At 64.3% G+C, this 18,358-nt stretch carries 15 protein-coding genes and 1 pseudogene; 1 reads left to right on the plus strand and 15 read right to left on the minus strand.

Features of this window, described 5'->3' with window-relative positions:
* Positions 1 to 91: 91 nt before the first annotated feature.
* From APH44_RS30765 to APH44_RS24500, 8 genes and pseudogenes are all read right to left on the minus strand, one after another.
* Positions 92 to 961, minus strand: coding sequence for a methyl-accepting chemotaxis protein (locus APH44_RS30765; protein ID WP_371264439.1), 870 nt, complete (start codon positions 959 to 961; stop codon positions 92 to 94).
* A pseudogene (locus tag APH44_RS30770) lies at positions 959 to 2,068 on the minus strand (Cache 3/Cache 2 fusion domain-containing protein); the annotation flags it as partial. The pseudogene APH44_RS30770 and the gene APH44_RS30765, both read right to left, overlap by 3 nt.
* Positions 2,069 to 2,349: 281 nt before the next feature.
* Positions 2,350 to 3,768, minus strand: a complete 1,419-nt coding sequence (locus tag APH44_RS24475) for an efflux transporter outer membrane subunit (RefSeq protein WP_054894998.1) — start codon at positions 3,766 to 3,768, stop codon at positions 2,350 to 2,352.
* Positions 3,765 to 4,640, minus strand: coding sequence for an HlyD family secretion protein (locus APH44_RS24480; RefSeq protein ID WP_054894999.1), 876 nt, complete (start codon positions 4,638 to 4,640; stop codon positions 3,765 to 3,767). Before APH44_RS24480 ends, APH44_RS24475 begins: the two co-directional genes overlap by 4 nt.
* Entirely contained in the window at positions 4,637 to 4,849 is a 213-nt protein-coding gene (locus APH44_RS24485) for a DUF1656 domain-containing protein (RefSeq protein ID WP_054895000.1), read from the minus strand. The genes APH44_RS24480 and APH44_RS24485 overlap by 4 nt, the downstream gene beginning before the upstream one ends.
* Positions 4,846 to 6,933 carry an FUSC family protein gene (locus tag APH44_RS24490; protein WP_054895001.1) on the minus strand — a complete coding sequence of 696 codons (2,088 nt, stop codon included), beginning with the start codon at positions 6,931 to 6,933 and terminating at the stop codon, positions 4,846 to 4,848. The genes APH44_RS24485 and APH44_RS24490 overlap by 4 nt, the downstream gene beginning before the upstream one ends.
* Positions 6,930 to 7,373, minus strand: coding sequence for a MarR family winged helix-turn-helix transcriptional regulator (locus APH44_RS24495; protein ID WP_054895002.1), 444 nt, complete (start codon positions 7,371 to 7,373; stop codon positions 6,930 to 6,932). Before APH44_RS24495 ends, APH44_RS24490 begins: the two co-directional genes overlap by 4 nt.
* Before the next feature lie 140 nt (positions 7,374 to 7,513).
* Positions 7,514 to 8,326: a tetratricopeptide repeat protein gene (locus APH44_RS24500; protein WP_054895003.1), complete on the minus strand. Its 813-nt coding sequence runs from the start codon at positions 8,324 to 8,326 to the stop codon at positions 7,514 to 7,516.
* Positions 8,327 to 8,530: 204 nt separating this feature from the next.
* Here APH44_RS24500 and APH44_RS24505 point away from each other — a divergent pair, with 204 nt between their 5' ends.
* The gene (locus APH44_RS24505) at positions 8,531 to 9,088 is read left to right on the plus strand and encodes a WYL domain-containing protein (RefSeq protein ID WP_054895004.1); all 558 of its coding nucleotides are present in this window, start codon (positions 8,531 to 8,533) and stop codon (positions 9,086 to 9,088) included.
* Between the two features lie 39 nt (positions 9,089 to 9,127).
* On the opposite strand, the gene APH44_RS24510 is transcribed toward APH44_RS24505, so the two are convergent.
* The 7 genes from APH44_RS24510 to APH44_RS24540 all read right to left on the minus strand — a co-directional run bounded on the left by APH44_RS24510 (position 9,128) and on the right by APH44_RS24540 (position 18,201).
* Entirely contained in the window at positions 9,128 to 9,991 is an 864-nt protein-coding gene (locus APH44_RS24510; RefSeq protein WP_054895005.1) for an ABC transporter permease, read from the minus strand.
* 16 nt (positions 9,992 to 10,007) lie between these two features.
* A complete protein-coding gene (locus APH44_RS24515; protein WP_054895006.1) occupies positions 10,008 to 10,871 on the minus strand; it encodes an ABC transporter ATP-binding protein in 864 nt (287 codons plus the stop codon).
* Between the two features lie 6 nt (positions 10,872 to 10,877).
* Positions 10,878 to 11,897: an ABC transporter substrate-binding protein gene (locus APH44_RS24520; protein ID WP_054895007.1), complete on the minus strand. Its 1,020-nt coding sequence runs from the start codon at positions 11,895 to 11,897 to the stop codon at positions 10,878 to 10,880.
* Positions 11,898 to 11,915: 18 nt separating this feature from the next.
* The gene (locus APH44_RS24525; RefSeq protein WP_054895008.1) at positions 11,916 to 12,815 is read right to left on the minus strand and encodes a TauD/TfdA family dioxygenase; all 900 of its coding nucleotides are present in this window, start codon (positions 12,813 to 12,815) and stop codon (positions 11,916 to 11,918) included.
* A gap of 480 nt (positions 12,816 to 13,295) precedes the next feature.
* Complete coding sequence (locus APH44_RS24530; protein ID WP_054895009.1) at positions 13,296 to 14,672, minus strand: HlyD family type I secretion periplasmic adaptor subunit; 1,377 nt, start codon at positions 14,670 to 14,672, stop codon at positions 13,296 to 13,298.
* Complete coding sequence (locus APH44_RS24535; protein WP_054895010.1) at positions 14,662 to 16,818, minus strand: type I secretion system permease/ATPase; 2,157 nt, start codon at positions 16,816 to 16,818, stop codon at positions 14,662 to 14,664. The genes APH44_RS24530 and APH44_RS24535 overlap by 11 nt, the downstream gene beginning before the upstream one ends.
* 45 nt (positions 16,819 to 16,863) lie before the next feature.
* A complete protein-coding gene (locus APH44_RS24540; protein WP_054895011.1) occupies positions 16,864 to 18,201 on the minus strand; it encodes a TolC family outer membrane protein in 1,338 nt (445 codons plus the stop codon).
* Positions 18,202 to 18,358 lie beyond the last annotated feature (157 nt).

The raw sequence follows: 18,358 nt of genomic DNA on the forward strand, positions 1-18,358 counted from the left end.
TCTCGTGGAGACTTACAAGTCTAGGAAGGGATCGACGACAGTGCGGAAAAACTTGCGTACAGGGCTGCATTGCAGCCCTGTTCAGATCAGATCAACCCCCTACGCGGAAGCGATCCACTTCCTGACGCAACTGCCCGGCCAGGCCCTCGAGCTCCTTGGCCGTGGCCGCCAGCTCATTGGCTACGTCGTGCTGCTCGCTGTTGGCCTGGGCGATGCTCTGCAGGTTACGGCTGAGCAGGTTCGCGGTGCTGCTCTGCTCCTGGGTCGCAGTGCTGATGGCGGTGAACTGTTCGCCCGCCGCGCGGCTCTGCTCGTCGATGCGCGCCAGTGCCTCGGCGACCTTTTCGTTGCGTTCCAGGCCTTCCTGCATCAGGCGATTGCCCTGCTCCAGGGTGCTGATCGCATGCCCGGTCTGCTGCTGGATACTGGCGATCATTCCGGAAATTTCATCGGTGGCCTGGCGGGTTCTCGCGGCCAGGCCACGTACTTCGTCGGCAACCACGGCGAAGCCACGGCCCTGCTCGCCAGCGCGGGCCGCCTCGATGGCGGCGTTGAGCGCCAGCAGGTTGGTCTGCTCGGCAATCGCGGTGATGACCCCGACGATGCCGCCGATTTCCTGCGAACGCGCGCCCAGGCTGTCCATCACTGTGGCGGTGCCACCCAGCGCCTCGGCGATCTGCTTGAGCGAGACGGACGCCTGGTCCATGGCGCTGCGGCCGATGCGCGTCTGCTGGGCATTGTCCTGGGCCATGCGCTCGGTGCCGGCCATGTTCTCGGCGATGTTCATCGAGGTGGCGCTGAACTCCTCGACGGCGCCAGCCATGCTGGTGATCTCGCCTGACTGCTGCTCCATGCCCTCGCAGGCACCGGACGAAAGCCCGGCCAGGGAGCGCGAGCGCGCGCTGACCTGCTCGGAAGCACTGCGAATGTGCTCGACCATGGTCGCCAGGGCATTCCCCATCTGGTTGAAGCTGCGCGCCAACTGGCCGATCTCGTCTTCGCTGGTCACCGCCAGGCGTGCACTGAGGTCACCCGCGCCCAGGGCTTCGGCCTGGCGCACCAGGTCGTCCAGTGGGCGAAGCTTGCGCCGCAGCAGCCAGAGCGTGGCGAGCACGGCCAGGACCATCGCCAGCAGGCTGCCGATCGCCAGGCGTAGGCCGACACTCCAGGTCACGTCGCGAATTTCCGCCTCGGGCATGCTCGCCACCACGGTCCACGGCCCCTCGGCAAAGGGCTCGACCACGCTGAACAGTTGCTGCTGGCCGTTGGTCCAGAAGCGGCCTTTGTCGCCCAGGCCGGCCACAGCGGCAACGGCAGCCTGCGCATCGGCCACACCCGCAGGCGGCACCAGCCACTGCCCCTGGTTGTCGAGCAGCGCCAGCGAGCCGGTCTGGCCGATGCGGAAGCGCTTGAGATTGGCGAACTGCGCGTTCTGCGCATCGGTGTAGTCGAAACCGACGAATAGCACGGCGATCACGCGGCCGCTGGCATCGCTCACCGGCACGTAACGGGTCATGTAGTTACGGTCGAACAGCACCGCACGCCCTACATACATCTGCCCGGCGAGCAGCTTGCTGTAGGCCGGGTGCTGGCGGTCCAGCTGGGTGCCAATGGCCCGGCTCCCGTCCTGTTTCTTGAGGTTGGTGGTGATGCGCACGAAGTCGTCGCCGCTGCGCACGAACAGCGTCGCGATGCCGGCGGTCATCTGCTGGAATTCATCGACTACCCGAAAGTCGTTGTTCATCAGCTGATCGCCCAGGTACAGGGCAGGCGTGGCCTGGCCGGCCACCTGCACGGTCTCGCCGGCATGCAGCGACAGGCCCGAGGCGAAGCGGCGCTCGAACAGGCCACTCAGGCGCTGGGTGTTGTCCTTGAGCGAGCCGTGGAAGGTGTCGAGCTGGTCGGCCAGCAGCCGCGCTTCACTGGCCAGGTGTTGCTGGCGGGTGGCGAGGTTGGCGTCGTCCAGCGAGCGCAGGGCGAACAGGGTACTGCCGGTGATCACCAGCGCCAGCACGATGGCGAGGGCGACGCCGAGTTGCGAGGCAATCCGGGCACGGGGTCGAGACATGGCGAAGCTCCTGGCAAGAGGCCGGGATCATCCTGATCACGCTGACCACCCGCTTTATTATTGAACGGGAAATCGCGCCCTCTTCCGGGACGCTGGTGCTAGTAGATCGGCGTCGCGGAGGAATACTTGAGTGTCGGACCGGGAAATACGCAAACGTTTTCCACGCGATGTGATCGTGGCGTCTGCTTCGCGGGCAAGCCCGCTCCTACAGGTTCAGTGGGACCTGGACTAGCACTTCCAAGGCCGCTACCAGGCCCACGAATACCGCGACGCGGTGCCACTCACTGCGCCGCTGTCGCCTTCCAGCCGCCACCCAAGGCCAGGAACACACCGATCTGCCCCATCGCCACCTGGGTATTGGCCGCCGCCAATTGCGCACGCACGTCGGTATAGGCGCGGGTCGCCTGCAGGTCGGCAAGGAATGACTCACGCCCGGCCTCATAGCGGCGATGGGTCTGGTCGGCCGCTTCCTGCGCCGAGCGCTCGGCATCGGCCAGTGCTTCGCGACGGTCCAGCAGGGCGCTGTACTGCGCCAGGCGGGTCTGGGTTTCGCGGATGGCGTTGAGCACCACGCCATCGAAATGCGCCAGCGCGGCCTGGGTCGAGGCTTCGGCTTCGCGAATCCGGGCACGGGTGCCGTTGGTGGGGATGGCCCAGCTGATCTGCGGGCCAAAGCCCCAGCGGTTGGTCGAAGGCTCGCCGAGGTTTTCGAGAATGCCGATGGTGCCGACCTGGGCGCCAATGCTGATGTTCGGATACAGGGCGCCGGTGGCCACGCCAATGGTCGCAGTGGCAGCCGCCAGTTGGCGCTCGGCCTGACGCACGTCGGGACGGCGCTTAAGCAGCGCCGCGCCATCGCCCACCGGAATCAGTTGGGCCAGATGCGGCAGCTCGGCGCACTCGGCGGTGCCCGGCGGCAACTGGTCGACCGGTTTGGCCAGCAATGCGGCGAGGGTATAGAGCCCGGCCTCGCGCTCGGCCTTGAAGCGCGGCAACTCGGCGCGCAACGACTTGAACTGGGTTTGCGAGCGGGTGACCAGGGTCTCGTCGCCACGGCCAGCATCGCGCAGACGCTGGTTCAACTGCACGCTTTGCTGCTGCAGGTCGAGCGATTCGCGGGCGATGTGGTATTCCTCATTGGCCGAGCACACCTGGGTGTAGGCCTTGACCACATCGGCCACCAGGGTGATGCGCGCAGTGTCGGCAGCGGCCTGAACCGCGTCGGCATTGGCCTTGGCAGCTTCGGTGCCACGCTTGAAGGTGCCCCACAGGTCGAACTGGTACGAGGCGCTGAGAATCGCCTCGCCGATGTTGGCCACCGGCACTTTTTCCGGCAGCAGGAAAGCTTCGCCAGACTCCTGCAGGCGCTGGGCGCCGGCCTTCGCGCCGCCGCTGAAGCCCCCCTGCGACTCGGCGACCTCGACCTGCGCGCGAGCCTTGGCGATGTTCGCCGCAGCCACGCGCAGCTCGGTGTTGGCGCTCAACGCCTGGCGCACCAGCGCATTGAGACGCGGGTCCTGGTACAACTGCCACCAGTCATCCGGCACCGGCGCCGACACCACGCTCGCGGCATCCTGACGCAATGGGCCGTTCAGGTCGCTGCGCTGCACCGCGGCATCCTCGGGGACCTGGTAATCGGGACCGACCATGGCGCAGGCACCCAGCGACAACGCCAACCCTGCAAGCATCAGGCGTTTCATGGCCGCTGGTCCTCGATGATCGACACCGTGGCGGTACGCCCGGCGATCATGCGGAAATCTGCCGGCACCTCATCGAAGGCGATGCGCACCGGGATCCGCTGGGCCAGGCGCACCCAGCTGAATGCCGGGTTGACGTTGGGCAGCAGATTGGCGCCACTGACGCGGTCACGGTCCTCGATCCCTGCCGACAGGCTTTCGACATGACCGCGCAGGCGTGTGTCATCGCCCATCACGCGGATGTCCACGGCATCGCCGACATGGATGCCACTGAGCTTGGTTTCCTCGAAGTAGCCATCGACATGGTACGAGGCGCTGTCGACCACCGACAGCACCGGTCGGCCCGCAGTGACGAACTCATGGGCCCGCGGAGCGCGGTCGTTGAGGTAGCCGTCCACCGGGCTGCGCACCACCGAACGGTCGAGGTTGAGCTGGGCGGTATCGACCGCCACCTGCGCCTCGCTCACCGCCGAGCGGGCACGAGCCTCGCGCGACTGGCTCTCTTCGAGCTGCTCGGCCGCCACCAGGTTGCCCAGCTTGCGATTGCGCCGGGTTTCGCGGGCGGCCTGGGCCAGGGTTTCCTCGCGCTCGGCCAGGGTCGCCTGGGCCTGGCGCAAGGCCAGGCCAAAGCGGTCCTGATCGATGGTGAACAGCACGTCACCACGCTTGACCACCTGGTTGTCGCGCACCTCGACCTTCTGGATCAGCCCGGACACATCCGGGGCGATCTGGATCACGTCGGCGCGGATATGGCCGTCGCGGGTCCAGGGCGCGAACATGTAGTACACGACCATCTGCCAGACCAGCACGGCCGCGAAGGTCACCACCAGCAATGTCAGGACCACACGGCCCAAGGTCAACAACGGTTTTTTCATGGCAGCATCAGGCTTCGGCAAAAGTGATCCACCGCACCCAGCAGTACGGCGTAGAGAGCAACGTTGAACAACGCCCGGTGCCAGACCAGGCGGTAGAAATGCAGGCGCACCAGCACAGCGTGCACGCCCAGGAACAGCAGGTAGGTGGCAAACATCATCACCAGCAGCGTGGGCAGGAACACCCCGCTGATATCCAGTTCACCGATCACAGCGGCGCTCCGTCGATTCCAGGTGGCAGTTGCGGTTGTTCGACCGGCTCGAGCATCACCTCGACGCCCGGCAACAGCGCCAGACGCAAGCCGGCCAGGGCATGCAGCAGGTGAACGCGGGGCTCGCCGCGCTCGTTCAGCTCGTCCAGTGCCAACGCCAGGCGTGCCCGCTCCATGTTGCGCAGCAGCGCTGCAGGTGCGTGCAGGCGCTCGCCGGCACGCAGGCAGCTCGAGTAGTGACCACCGACTTCCTCGATGACCGTCTGCAAGCGCTGGCGGGCCTGCTGGCCGACACGCGGCATGTAGGCCAGCAGGTCGAGCAGGTTCAGGCCCACACGCAGGTCGCGCAGGGCAACGCCGCTGTCCTGGCCGGTCTGCGACAGGCGCGGCAGATGCTGCATCAGGCGGTCGAGCATCTGCACGCCGACCCTGCGCTGTTCGGCCAGGGTCGCAGGCTCGGTCATCTCGACGATGTCGCGCCAGGTGAAGCGGGTCATGCGCTTGGCGGCCAGCTCCACACCGAACGGGCGCACCACCAAGGTCCAGATGAAGGCAAACAGCAGCCCGACCGGGCCTGCCAGGTTGGCATTGAGGAAGGTGAAGAAGTCGGCGTCGTAGGCGCCCTGGATGCTGATGAAGGTCGAGGTGTTGACGATGGTCAGCAGGGTGCCGAGGTAGAAACGCGGCTGCACGGTGAGGGTGCCGACCACGATGAAGGGTACGGCGAATGCCAGCACCAACATCGGGAAGTCGTGCAGGTTCGGCAGCACCAGGAACAGGTAGACGCTGGAGAAGATCACCGACATCAGCGTCCAGAAGAAAAAGCGGTAGATCTGCGGCGCCGGGTCGTCCATCGCCGCAAAGAAGCTGCAGGCCACGGCGGCGAGGATCACGGCACTGGCGCCGTCGTTCCACCCCAGGCCGATCCACAGGCCACAGGCGACGACGATCGCGGTGACGGTGGAGAACACCGAATACAGCATCAGGCCGCGGTCGAAGAATGGCGTCAGGCGGCCCAGCCGCCAATGACGGTAGACCGCACGCCAGGGCTTGGTGTCGTCCAGGCGCAGGGCATGCTGTAGGGTGCAGCAATCCTGCCAGAGATCGAGCCATTCGCTGAGGCGGTAGAGGGCGTTGGACAGCAGCAGGGCATGGCGCTGATCGAGCGCATCGGCGTGCGGTTGCAGGCGGTCGATCTGCTCGTGCAGCGCGGTCCAACGCGCGACCGAAGCGCTGTCGGCAGTGCCCTTGAGCCACTCTCGGGCCGATGCCAGCAGCGGCTGGACTTGTGCGAACTGCTCCGGCGCGCGACCTTCGAGGGCGACCAGCGCATCATCAAGGGCATCGATCACCGGCAGCAGGTGGATCATGCGGCCGCGCAGTTCCCGGGCGTTCTTCACGGTGTGCGGGCCGGCGCCTTCGTGGCCGAGCTGGCCGATCATCAGCTCCAGGCTGTTGAAAGTGGCAACCATCGAGCCGCGCAGGCCCGCGACCTTTCCGGCGTCAGTGTCTCGGCTCAGGTACAGATCGCTGTAGCGGATCGCCTCGCCAAACCAGGTGCCCGTGGCGCCCACCACCACCGGCGCCAGGCGACGCGGCCAGAAGATCGCACCCACCACCGCGGCGCAGACGATGCCAAGGCAGATTTCCTGCGCCCGCGACGAGGCGACATCGAACACCGCGAGCGGGTTGTCGACCACGGCCAGGGCGATCATCGGCAATGTGTAGCCGGCCAGCATCAGCATGTAATTGTTGGCCGTGCGCAGGTTCAGCGAAAGGAACAGCAAGGTGCCGGTCCACAGGGCGATGGCGATGCTCAGCAACAACGGTGACTGCACCAGCGGCGGCACCAGCAGCACCGCGCCGCCAGCACCGAGCAGCGTGCCGACTGCGCGGTACAAGGCCTTGGAACTGGTGGGGCCGACGAAGGGGCTGGACACGATATAGACCGTGGCCATCGCCCAGTAGGGGCGCGGCAGTTGCATCAGCAAGGCGATGTACAGGGCAATCATCGACGCGGCGAAGGTACGCACGCCGTAGAACCAGTCGCGCGCCGGCGGTACCGAACTGAAGAAGCCGTTCACACCGGCGTCCCCTGTGCAGCGACTTCGAAGGCGTGGATGACCCGCAGGGTGGCTTCCAGGTCGGCGGCCGAGATACCGTGCAGCACCTCGCGGCGCAGACGTACCAGCTCGCGCTCGATGGATTCGGCCAGGGTGCGGCCTTCGGCGGTCAGGCTCAGCGCCTTGGCACGTCGGTCGAGCGGATCCTCGGTGCGGCACACCAGCCCGGCCTTGCACAGTTGGTCGAGCAGACGCACCAGCGACGGGCTTTCCAGGCCCGCGGCCTGGGCCACGGCCACCTGGTGCACACCATCGCCCAGGCGCACGATCATCAGCAACGGCACCGCACAGGCTTCGGAGATGCCATAGCCGGTCAGTGCGGCATGGCAGATGCGCCGCCAGTGGCGACCGGCAACGACCATGCCGCTGCTGACTTTCAGGTGCAGTGCGTCGAGTGTCATGTGGAAGAACCGAGGATATTCATAGTTTGCTAACTATCAATATACGCCCAGCCCTCCCCCCTTCGTCAACCGGGGGCGATGAACAGTGTGCTTGTGGGAGCGGGCTTGCCCGCGAAGGCCTCACCACCACCCCAACGGACTCAAGGCTGAACCTGGTCCTCCAGCTTCATGGTCAAGGCCAGGGTGCTGCCCAGCGCGATCGCCTGGTCGCGCCACTCCAGGTAGCGTCCTTCATCGCTGCGACTGAAATGCACCGCCAGCTCCTCGGCCGCCTGCATCACCCCCGCCCCCGCGGCAAGCTCCAGCCAGTACAGCGCCGCCCGCGTATCCGACTCGACATGCAGTCCATGCAACAGCCGGTAGCCCACCTCGAACCGGCAACGTGCCTCGCCACGCTGGGCCCCGCGCAGGAACCACTGGTATGCCTCGGCCGGGTTTACCTCCCAGTCCTGATCGGCATCGCAGACTTCTTCCTCGTACAGGTCGCCCAGGGCCGCAGCAGCGTGCGACAGGCCACGTTCGAAAGCATGCCGGTAATGCTCCGCGGCGGTGGCATAGCACACCGTCACACCCTTGCCGAAATAGTGCTGCTGCCCCAGGTTGAACCAGGCTGCGGCGTTGCCCTGCAGCGCGGCCATGCGCAGCAGATGGCTGGCCAGCGCCGTGTCGGCGCGCCAGTAGCGGCCATTGAGCCAGATCCAGCCCAGGTCGTTGAGCACCGCGGCATTGCCCTCCAGTGCCTGGTGCCGCAGGTCGGTGTAGATCGCCTGCACATCCACTGCCTCGTCCAGACGGCTCACCAGCGCAGAGCGCTCACCCAGCACCGCCCACTGGGTGGGCATGCCGACGCCAGCGAACAGGCGCAGGTGTCGCCGGGGAATGGCTGGCGCAGGCACGATGCGCTCGGGCAGGAGACGGGCGAGCAGCGAATGGATATTGCTGACAGCAGACATGTTCATCCTCATTGAACGTCCCACAGTTCCGACCTCGACTGTGATGAGGCGATTCTGCGCGACGACACGACGAAACCTGTCGCGAACGATTCACCTCGACGCAACCAAATCGCGGATCCGCGATCTCAGCGCAAAGTAGCGAATTGCCATCTGCCGCGGTGCCCGCCATGCTAATGCCGCAAGCCTAGACAAGGACGTTACCCTTTGCCGTTCGCCACTACCCGCGCCACCCTCAGCCGCCAGTGGGCGCTGCTGCGTCAATTGCCCAGTCGCTCACCGGGAGTCACCAGCGCCGAACTGGTCTGGCGCCTGCGCGATGTCGGCTTCAATGTCAGCAAGCGTACGGTCGAGCGCGACCTCAACGAGCTGTCGCTGATCTTTCCGCTGGAGCGCAATGACAAGAGCATTCCATTCGGCTGGCATTGGTCGGCCAGCGCCATGGGCGAGCCGCGTGGCAATTTCGACTTGCTCGACTACCTGCGTGGCGACCCGCAGCAGCCCCGTCAGGGCACGGGGCTGGAACTGCAGGCGTGGGTCAGCGATCAGCTGGCGCGACAGCTGCGAGAAGTGCCGTTGAGCGCGAACATGCAGTTGACGGCGCTGCACCATGGCCATCGACTGCGGGCGACAGTAGAAGACGGCTGGACGTTACGCTGGTGGGTATTGGGCCAGGGTGAGGCCGTGGTGGTCGAGCAGCCGGAAGCCCTGAGAGATGAGATTCACAAGACGCTGAGTAATGCGGCCGCCCGATACCTGACCTGATAACACGGAAACAGGCACCCAACCTGCTTGCGCGCGGAATTACCTCTGCATCCCCCAACGCCGTACGGTCAACCGCTCGAGGGTATTGAACACCAGGCCCTCCACCAGCAAGCCGATCAGGATCACCACCGCCAACCCGGCAAACACCTTGTCGGTATACAGCTCGTTGCGGTTCTGGAAGATGTACCAGCCCAGCCCGCCCTTGCCGCTGCTGGCGCCGAACACCAGCTCGGCGGCGATCAGGGTGCGCCAGGCGAAGGCCCAGCCGATCTTCAGACCCGAGAGAATCGACGGCAATGCCGCCGGCACCAGGATGTGCAGCACCAGGCGCAACCCACGCAGGCCATAGTTGCGCCCGGCCATGCGCAGGGTCTCGGACACCCCGAGAAAGCCCGCGTAGGTGTTGAGCGCCAGTGCCCAGAGCACCGAGTGCACCAGCACGAAGATCAGGCTGTTGTCGCCCAAGCCAAACCACAAGAGGGCTAGCGGCAACAGTGCGATGGCCGGCAGTGGGTTGAACATGGAGGTCAGGGTACCCAGCAGGTCGCGGCCGAACTGGGTCGAGACCGCCAGGCTGGTCAAACCGAAGGCCAGTACGATCCCGAGCACATAGCCCTTGAGCAGCACCACCAGCGAGACCCCGACTTTCGCCGGCAGCTCGCCACTGACCATCCCGTCCCAGAACGCCACCGCCGTTTGCAGAAAGGTCGGCAGCAGCAGGTCGTTGGCGGTGTAGCGCGCCACCGCCTCCCAGATCAAGGCGAGCAGCACAAGAATCACGGTCTTGCGCAACCAGGCCTGTTGCCACAGACGTTGGGCAAGCGGCAGATCACGCTCCAGCGAAAGCCCTGGCAGGGGCTGCAACGGCACTTCGTATTCCTGGCGTGCAGGTGTGGTCGTCATGCGCAGGCTCCTCCTGTCAGTAAGCGATGCGGATATCGTTGAAGCCCAGGTCCGAAGCCTGCTCCGGCTCACCGGCTTCGTCGAACAGCAGGCGATGGATACGCCGGGCGCTGGCCTGGAAATCGCTGCCACCCAGGCTGCCCAGATCGTATTGGTGGCTGTGCACCTCGGCCCGTACCCGTCCCGGATGCGGCGACAGCAAGAGGATGCGGTTGCCCACCACCAGCGCCTCCTCGATAGAGTGGGTGACGAACAGCAGCGTGAATCGCACCTCTTCCCACAACAGCAGCAATTCTTCCTGCATCTTGCGCCGGGTCAGGGCGTCGAGCGCGGCGAAGGGCTCGTCCATCAGCAGCACCTTCGGCTGCGTGGCCAACGCGCGGGCAATCGCCACGCGCGCCTTCATGCCGCCAGACAAGGTGTGCGGGTAGGCATCGGCGAAGGCGGCCAGGCCGACCTTCTCCAGATAGTGCAGCGCCCGCGCCTCGGCCTCGGCGCGCTTGAGTTGGCCAGAGACCAGCAGCGGAAACATGACGTTCTGCTTGACCGTCTTCCATGGCGGCAACTGGTCGAACTCCTGGAACACGACAATGCGGTCAGGACCTGGGCCCTTGACCGGCTGGCCCTGCAACAGGATCTGCCCTTCGCGCGGCTCGATGAAACCGGCCACGGCCTTGAGCAAGGTCGACTTGCCGCACCCGGACGGGCCCAACAGTACGAAGCGGTCGGCGCGATCGACTTCGAAGCTGACCTGGTGAGTAGCCCGCACCACGCGCTGCGCGGTGCGGTATTCGAGGCTGAGATTGTCCACCTTGAGCAGCGGTGGGGTGTCGACACGGCTCAGGTTGCTGGCCGTGTGGCCTGGCAATGGGGCGGTCATGGTCGATCAGCTCCCTTGCAATGGGCGCTCATCCTGGAAGAAGTAGTCCTTCCACGACTCGGGCTTGTGCTTGATGGCGCCGACCCGGTAGAGGAATTCGGCCAGTGGGTAAGTGTTCTTCGGCGTGATGGTGAACTCGTACTGCGGGTTGTCGATCAGCTTGATCAACGCGTTGCGATCGATCTTGGCCTTGGTCACGCGGATGTAGGTATCGGCGGCTGCGGCCTTGTCTTTCTGGGCGAAGTCGGCGGCTTCGGCGAGCGCATCGACGAACGCCTTGTAGGTCTTGGGGTTGTCCTTGCGGAACTTCTCGGTGGCGAACAGCAGGGTTGGCGAGTTGGGGCCGAGCAGGTCGTAGCTGTTGAGCACGATGTGCACGTTCTTGTTGGCCAGCGCCTGGTCCTGGAACGGTGGGTTGGAGAAATGCCCGTTGAGTTCGGTGCCGCCGGCCAGCAGCGCGGCTGTGGCATCTGGATGCGGCACGGCCAGGGTGTACTTGTCGAGGCGGTTGTACTCCTTGTCGCCCCACTGCTTGGCCGCCGCGTATTGCAGGAAGCGCGACTGTACCGAAACACCCACCGCAGGCACGGCGATACGGTCCTTCTCGGAAATGTCGGCGATGGTCTTCACATTGGGGTTGCTGCTGACCAGGTAGTACGGGAAGTTGCCCAGCGAGGCCACGGCCTTGACGTTCTGCCGGCCGTAGGTGCGATCCCAGACGGTGAGCAACGGCCCGACGCCGGCGCCGGCGATATCCACAGAGCCCGACAGCAACGCATCGTTGATCGCCGCGCCCCCGGAAAGCTGCGCCCAGTCGACCTGAATGTCGATGCCCTGCTCCTTGCCGTGCTTCTCGATCAGTTGCTGGTCACGAACGACGTTGAGCAACAGGTACACGATGCCGAACTGCTCGGCGATACGGATCTTGCCTTCGGCCTGGGCCACCGCCGGCGCCGCGAGGCCGCCTACGATCAGGCTGGCGCCCAGGCCGATGCTGGCCGCCAGGCGGCTGATGGATTTACGCATGATGAGGGTCCTCAGTCGTCAGAACGGGGCATCGCCCTGGATGGTGGTGCGGTAGAGCTTGCGGCGCAGGTGCGCGGGGCAGCCGGCGGCCAGGTGGATCAGCGAACGGTTGTCCCAGAACACCATGTCGTGGGGCTGCCAGGCGTGGCGGTAGATGTTCTGCTCAAGCACGCTCAGGGCGTAGAGCTGCTGCAGTACATCGCGGCTTTCGTCATCGGGCAGGCCGACGATGCGAGTGGTGAAGCCCTCACTGACGAACAGCGCCTTGCGGCCGTTCTCCGGGTGAGTGCGTACCACCGGGTGGATGACTTCGTTGACCTGGGCCAGTTGCTCGGCGGTCAGGGTCGGGCGCCAGTTGCCCTCGAACTTGGTTTCCGAATAACGAGCGGTATAGGAATGCGCAGCGCTGCGTCCCTCGACCACCTTGCGCAGCGCATCGGGCACAGCGTCCCAGGCCTTGTGCATGTCGGCGAACAGGGTGTCGCCGCCCTCGCTGGGCAGTTCCTGGGCGTGCAGCATCGAACCGAGGCTCGGCAGCTCTCTGTAGGAGAGGTCCGAATGCCAGAACTTGCCGGCATCACCCAGGCCAATGTTGCGACCGTCTTCGATGATGTTGGAAACGATCAGAATCTCGGGATGGTTTTCCAGCAGGAACTGCTTGAGCACATGGATCTGCAGTACGCCGAAACGGCGGCTGAAGGCGATCTGCTGTTCGGGGGTGATGCGCTGGTCGCGGAACACCAGGACGTGATGGTCCAGATGGGCGCGATGAATGCGGTTGAAATCTTCGGCGTTGACCGGCCGGGACAGGTCCAGCCCAATGATCTCGGCACCCACGGCACCGGAGAACGGGCGGATTTCGAAGCGTTGCGGCTGTGCGCTGTCGATGGACGACAAGGCGTTCGAGGCGGCTGACATTGTTCACTCCCACGCAGTGCGCGACTTTCAGGGGCGCGCATCGATTCAGAAACGCACGGGGATTTCCCGTGTGGGTTCGAGTCGTGCGGCGCGCCGATTGGTCGGCAGGTACGCAGTGGGAGTGACTATAAAGTCATAAGAATGGAAATTTAAATATCTTTAGAGAATATGCATATACGGGCTGTGATGGCCTGGCGAAAAAGCTGCGATAACGATTTACCGTACAAGCGGCGGTTCGTCGCTCCCCCAGGGATTGGGCTGGTCATTAGATTTCGAACAAGACAGTTGCTCCTAGAGCTACGCAACTTCTGAATACTGCGGTGTTACTTGTGGGAGCGGGCTTGTCCCGCGATCACCGGCGAAGCCGGTGCCATGCAGCACGGTATCTGATTCGCGGGCAAGCCCGCTCCCCAGGGATTGGGCTGGCCTTTAGATTTTGAGCAAGACAGTTGCTCGGACAAGGAAAGAGCCGGGTCGTTATCACCGCTCGCGCAACGCCTCGGAGCGCGCCTTGATGATCGGCTTGAGCAGGTAGCTCATGATGGTCTTCTTGCCGGTAAGGATATCCACCGTGGCGACCATGCCGGGGATGATCAGCAGCGGCTTCTCGTCAGAGCCCAGGTGGCTCCTGTCGGTGCGCAGCTTGATCAGGTAGTAGGTGGTCTTCTTGTCTTCGTCGGTGATGGTGTCGGCACCGATCTGCTCGAGCTTGGCCTTCATGCCGCCATAGATGGTGTAGTCGTAGGCGGTGAATTTCACCGTGGCCTCCTGGCCGGGGTGCAGGAAGGCGATATCCTTGGGCAGGATCTTCGCCTCTACCACCAGCGTATCGTCCAGCGGCACGATCTCGATGATGTCGCTGCCCGGCTGGATCACGCCGCCGATGGTGTTCACCAGCAGTTGCTTGACGATACCGCGCACAGGCGATGTGACCATGGTGCGGTTGACCCGGTCATCCAGCGCCTTGCTGGTGGCCGTAGCCTTGTTCAGCTCGGTGCGAGCCTCGTTGAGCTGGGTGAGCGCCTCGCTGCGGAACTTGCCGCGGGTCTCCTCGATCTTGCTCTGCACTTCCTTGATCGCCGCTTCGGCACGGGGAATGGCCAGGGCGGTAGAGTCCATCTGGCCACGGTTCTCGACTTCGGCGCGACGCAGGCGCAGCACCTCGACCTGCGAGATCGCCCCCTGGGCCACCAGCGGCTCGGACATGGAGATTTCCTGGCGCAGCAACTGCAGGCTGTTGGCGTACTGGGCGCGCTTGGAGTTGAACTCGCGCAGTTCCTGCTGCTTCTGCACCAGTTGCTGCTCCAGACCACTGATCTCGTCATGCAACTGCTGGCGTCGGCTCTGGTACAGCGACTGCTCGCTGGCAGCCTGGCTCGGCGCGGCCTTGCGCAGTTCTTCATCGATCTGCAGCGGCGTGTCGTCGACCTCGGCGCTCAGGCGCTGCACGCGCAGGGCCATGGCCAGGCGCGAGGCCTCGGTCTCGTCGACGTTGGAGGCGAAGCGGGTTTCGTCCAGACGCAGCAGCGGTTGGCCGACTTCGACGATCTCGCCTTCCTTCGCGTAGATCTGCGCGACGATGCCGCCCTCGAGGTTCTGCACCTTCTGTACCTTGGACGAAGGAATAGCCTTGCCTTCACCGCGCGTCACTTCATCGATGGGCGCAACGCTGGCCCATACGATCAGGAACACGAAGAAGGCAATCACGCCCCAGATGGTCAGGCGCACGATGCGCGGCGCATCCTCGATCAGCGCCTTGTTGACCTCTGGCAGCGGCTGGCCTGCCAGCGATTCGGAGCCTTTGAAATAGCGGCGCAGGTTGTCCTTGAAACGCCCGAAATCCAGCTTATGCAACACTGATCTGCCCCTTCTTCAGCGCTTCCATGACGGCGGCTTTCGGGCCATCCGCGACGATCTGTCCACGATCGATGACGATCAACCGGTCCACCAGCGACAGCAACGATGCCCGGTGCGTGACCAGCAACACGGTCTTGCCTTCGATCACCGCACCCAGGCGCTGCTTGAGGCGCTCTTCGCCGGTGTTGTCCATGGCACTGGTGGGTTCGTCGAGCAGCAAGATCTGCGGATTGAGCAGCAGCGCACGGGCCAGGGCGACGTTCTGGCGCTGGCCGCCGGAGAGATTCTGGCCGCGCTCGCCAACCTGCAGCTCATAGCCGTCGGGGTGAAGACGGGCGAATTCATGCACGCCGGCCAACTCTGCTGCCTGCAGGATCAGCTCATCCTCGATGTAGCGGGCGCCGCTGACCAGGTTGTCGCGCAGGGTCCCGGCCAGCAGTTGGATATCCTGGGGCACATAGCCGATGTTGTGGCGCAACTCGCTGACGTCGATCTGGCGGATATCGACGCCATCGACCAGCAGCGAGCCGCCGTCGGCTTCATAAAGGCCGACGATCAACTTGGCCAGCGAGCTCTTGCCCGAACCACTGCGGCCGATGATGCCGACCTTCTCGCCAGGTCGAATGACCAGGTTGATGCCCTTGAGCGCCTGGTTCTGCTGGTTCGGATAGGTGAACTCGACGCCGCGGAACTCAACCGCACCCTGCAGCACCTGGCGGCTCAGCGGACGCTCTTCGAAATTGCGCTCCTGGGGCAGCTCCATCATCTGGTCGGTGGCGACCATGGTCACCTTGGCCTGCTGGTAGCGGGCCAGCAGACCATTGAGCTGGCCCAGCGGGCCAAGCGCGCGACCACTGAGCATGTAGCAGGCCACCAGGCCGCCCATGCTGAGGTTGCCGTCGATGATCAGGTACACGCCAACGCAGATCATCGCCACACCGGCGAGCTGCTGGATCAGCATGGTGATGTTCATCGCCAGGCCCGACAGTACCTTGACCCGCAGTTCGAGGCGGCTGAGGGTGCCGAGGGTCTGCTCCCACATGTACTGGCGCTCGCTCTCGGCGTTGTTGACCTTGACCGCATCCAGCCCGGCAAGGGTCTCGATGAGGCTGGACTGGCGCTCGGAAGCCAGCGCCATGGTGCGCTCCATCGTCGCCATCAATGGTTTCTGCAGGGCATAGCCGATGCCCAGGGCCAGCGGGAAGGCCAATACCGGGATCCATACCAGGTGCCCACCGATGATGGCGATCACCGTCAGGATCAGCAGGGTAAACGGCAGGTCGATCAGGCTGGTGAGGGTGAGCGAAGCGAGGAAGTCGCGCAGCCCCTGGAACTCGTGGATGTTCTGCGCAAAGCTGCCGACCCGCGCGGGGCGGTACTTCATCGACATGCCGACGATACGCTCGAACAGCGTCGCGGAAATGATCAGGTCGGTCTTCTTGCCGGCAAGGTCCAGACAGAGGCTGCGCAGCCCCTTGAGGATGAGGTCGAAGACGTAGGCACCGGCGATGCCCACTGCTAGCACCCACAGCGTCGAGGTGGCTTGGTTGGGCACCACGCGGTCATAGACGTTCATCACGAACAGCGGCGCCGCCAGGGCAATCAGGTTGATCACCAGGCTGGCGGCGATGGCGTCGATGTACAGCCATTTGCTGCGCATCAGGGTGTCGCGGAACCAGGAGCGCGCGCGCGGGATCAGGTTACCGTGGTTGACGTCGAACTTGTGCTGCGGCTGGGCGAAGAACACCTTGCCGCTGTAGTCGCTGAGCAGCGCCTCGCGGGTGACCAGCACTTCCCCGCCGTCACTCTCGCTGAGCAACAGGCGTGCGGTGTCTTCATTCTCCCAACCGAGCAGGACGGCACTGCGCCCTTCCTTCAGAAGCAGCATCGCCGGCATGGCGATGCTGGGGATCTGCTCGAGCTTGCGCTGCAGCAGGCGCCCCTGCAACCCCGCGCGAGCTGCGGCACGCGGCAGCAGCTCGACGCTCAGGCGCTGCGCCGGCAGCGGCAGGCCGGTGGTGAGCATGGCCCGGCTGGCGGGTTTCTGGTGCAGGACACACAGGGTCAGCAGGCTGTCCAGTAGCGGATCGTCATGCTGACTGCGTGGATCATGGTTGAGTTGTACTCGACTGACTTCAGATTCCACGCGGCGCTCTCTTCATCCTTGCGGTTGGATAGGACAGGTGCGCCTTCAGTTCATGCCTGGCAGGTTCACCTTTGGCTTCAGGTCGTTCTGTACGACGGTCGCCATGGGGGCTACGACACCCTGGCTCTTCAGCAATTGACCAATGGTCGCCTTGATTCGGTACTGAGTAAACAACTGAGTGTTCTTCACTTCTACCAGACGACGTTGCGCAGTGAAGGTTTCATTCTCGCTGTCGAGCAGGTCAAGCAGGGTTCGCTCGCCCAGGCCGAACTGCTGCTGGTAGGCGCTGCGCACCCGGGTGCTGTGATCGACATACTGCTGGGCGATCGGCAACTGGGCGTTGGCGTTGTCCAGAGCATTCCATGCCAAGCCTAACTCCTCATTGAGCTGACGCAAGGCGTTGTTGCGAATATCCAGCGCCTGGTTGGCCAGATACGACTTCGATTCCAGGTCGGCCTTGTTGCTGCCACCGGCATAAAGGTTGAAGTTCATGCGCAGCATGGCCTGCCACTCATTGTTGTGGCCGACCGAACCGTCGAGGTTGTTGTCTGCCGTCCGTCCGAGCTCTGCATCAAAACGCGGATAGAAACTAGACTTTGCCGCTTCGTATTGCTTCTCGGCGGCAGCGATGTCGGATTCTGCCGAGCGCAGGATCGGGCTGCTCTCGACCATCTGGTGACGAGCCTCGTCCAGGGTGGCCGGCAGCAGGTCGATGAACGGCGCAGGCGTGCTCAGTTCGTCAGGCATTTGCCCGATCACGCTCAGGTAGTTGGTGTTGGCATCGGCCAGGTTGGTCTGCTCGGTGATCAGGTTGTTACGCGCCTGCGCCAGACGCGCTTCGGCCTGGTCGAGATCGGCCAGGCGGCCGACGCCACGGCTGGTGCGCAGCTTGATCTGGTCGAGGATGCGTTCGTGGTTGCGCAGGTTGTCTTCGGCCAGGCGCACCATCTCGCGGCGCGACAGGACATCGAGATAGACCTGGGCAACGGTCAGCGCGGTGCGCTCGGAGGTGCCCATCAGGGAGTAGGCACGAGCGTTGACCGTGGCTTGCTGACGGCCCACTTCGCTGGAGGTGGCAAAACCGTCAAAAACCATTTGGCGGAGACGGATACTTGACTCACCCCGGTTCAAAGTCTCCCAGCGATGCGACGTACTCGGCGAATCGCTGCCCTCGCGGCCGTAGCCGGCGGTCATGTCGACGCGCGGCAGGTAACCACCCTGCGCGGCGCGCAGTTGATAGTCCGCGGCGGTGCGGGCGTTGACCCCGGCCTGGATTTCCGGGTGCACGTCCAAGGCCTGTTGCATGGCTTGCGGCAGGGTTTGTGCTTGGGCAATGGAGGCTGCAAGGGCGAGAGGAAGAACGGTGAAAAGTGACGCACGCATTTTTACTGATTCCCAAGTGGCGCTGTTGTCCCAAATCACGGCCGAAGCGGGTCTGGCCCCTGAAAATGGCGGCCTAAACTGAACGATTGGCGAGCTTGCGAGACTGTACGTAATTAATACGAAAGGAAGAGGTTTTTACTCAAATATCAATGTGAGG

The sequence above is a fragment of the Pseudomonas sp. NBRC 111143 genome (assembly GCF_001320965.1).
Taxonomy (GTDB): domain Bacteria; phylum Pseudomonadota; class Gammaproteobacteria; order Pseudomonadales; family Pseudomonadaceae; genus Aquipseudomonas; species Aquipseudomonas machongensis.